The sequence below is a fragment of the Devosia sp. genome (assembly GCF_017307565.1).
Taxonomy (GTDB): Bacteria; Pseudomonadota; Alphaproteobacteria; order Rhizobiales; family Devosiaceae; genus Devosia.
This window is the reverse complement of sequence record NZ_JAFKHD010000305.1, coordinates 1-1,627: the sequence shown is the minus strand read 5'-3', so window position 1 is coordinate 1,627 and position 1,627 is coordinate 1. Positions and strand designations below refer to the sequence as shown.

Genomic DNA, 1,627 nt, shown 5'->3' with positions numbered 1-1,627 from the left:
GTTCCACTTTGCCTATGCCGACGGCACGCCGTTCCTGTCCTTTGGCACCACCTGCTACGCCTGGACGCATCAGCCGCTGAGCGAACAGGCAAAGACGCTGGAAACGCTCAAAAAAACGCGCTTCAACAAGATGCGCATGGGCGTCTTTCCCAAGGACTATCCCTACAATGTCAACGAGGCGCTGCACGACGTCTATCAGAAGGGGGCAGACGGCAAGTTCGATTTCGACCGGCCCAATCCCGAAAGTTTCCGGCACTTTGAAATCCAGGTGAAGGCACTGGGGGCGATGGGTATCGAAGCCGATATCATCATCTTCCACCCCTATGATCGCTGGGGTTACTGCGACATGAGCGAGGCCCAGGACTATGCCTATGTCCAGTACCTCGCTGCGCGCCTTGCCGCCTATCGCAACGTCTGGTGGTCGCTCGCCAACGAGTACGATTTCCTCCTCAACACCAAGCCGATGCATCAGTGGGAGCGCTACTTCCATATTCTGGAAGAGAACGATCCCTATGGGCATCTGCGCTCGATCCACAATGGCGACCCGGACGCCAATTACGATCACCGCAAGCCTTGGGTGACCCATGTCTGCATCCAGCACTGGGACGTGAAGCGCACCGGTGAATGGCGGTTGGCTTATGGAAAGCCGGTGGTCAATGACGAGCCCGAATATGAGGGCAATATCATTCAGGTCTGGGGCAATATTTCAGCCCAGGAACTGGTGCATCGCTTCTGGATCACCGCCATGCGCGGCGGCTATACCGGGCACGGCGAAACCTTCTCCAATCCCGACGATCTCATCTGGTGGGCCAAGGGCGGGGAACTGCATGGCGAAACCTGGAAGCGCATCGGTTTCCTCCGCGATCTGATGGAAGAAGACGCCAAGCACGGTTTTGAGCCGATCGATCCGAATACGCGCTATCCCTGGAACCGGGTTTCCGGCGCGCGCGATGGCGATACGACCATCATCTATTTTGGCGAGCATCAGCCGGTGATCTGGGCCTCGGGCCTGCCCAAGGATGACGGAAAATACAAGGTGGACCTGATCGACACCTGGAACATGACCGTCGAGCCGGCAAAGATCGTTCCGGCGCCGCAAAATCATCCAACCCGACACGGCGCGGTGGTGATGCAGCGCAAACCGGATGCCGCCTTTGCGGTGGAATTGCCGGGCAAACCGCACCTGGCGATCCGCATTCGCCCGGCGTGATGATTCTGGGCGACCATGTCGAAGTCCAAAACGTTGAATCGTCTTGAGGGTAGTGCCCTCGGGCGGTTCAACAGGAGGACTAACGATGAAGGTTACCCAGCATCTCTGGTTCGAAAAGGATATGGACGCGGCGATCAAGTTCTATACGTCGCTGATTCCGGGCTCGAAGATCGAATGGGTCTCGGCCATTCCCGCCGATAATCCCAGCGGCCCTGCCGGCAGCGTCGGCATGGCTGCTTTCACCATTGGTGACCAGCGCTACATGGCGATCAATGCGGGTCCGCTCGACCCCTTCAACCACAGTTTTTCCATCATGGTCGAATGCGACACGCAGGCCGAGATCGACAGGCTCTGGGACGCGCTCAAGGAAGGCGGCTCGGTCGAAGAATGCGGCTGGCTGCGTGATCGCTGGGGTCT

The 1,627-nt window shown here is 58.5% G+C and carries 2 protein-coding genes; both read left to right on the top strand.

All coding sequences use genetic code 11. The features are described 5' to 3' along the window. Window positions 1-1,210: DUF5605 domain-containing protein (locus tag J0I64_RS09070; RefSeq protein ID WP_291407335.1), on the top strand; the 1,210-nt coding region annotated here is incomplete at its 5' end. Window positions 1,211-1,295: 85 nt separating this feature from the next. Beyond that, the coding region (locus J0I64_RS09065; protein ID WP_291407333.1) for a VOC family protein at window positions 1,296-1,627 on the top strand (332 nt) is incomplete at its 3' end.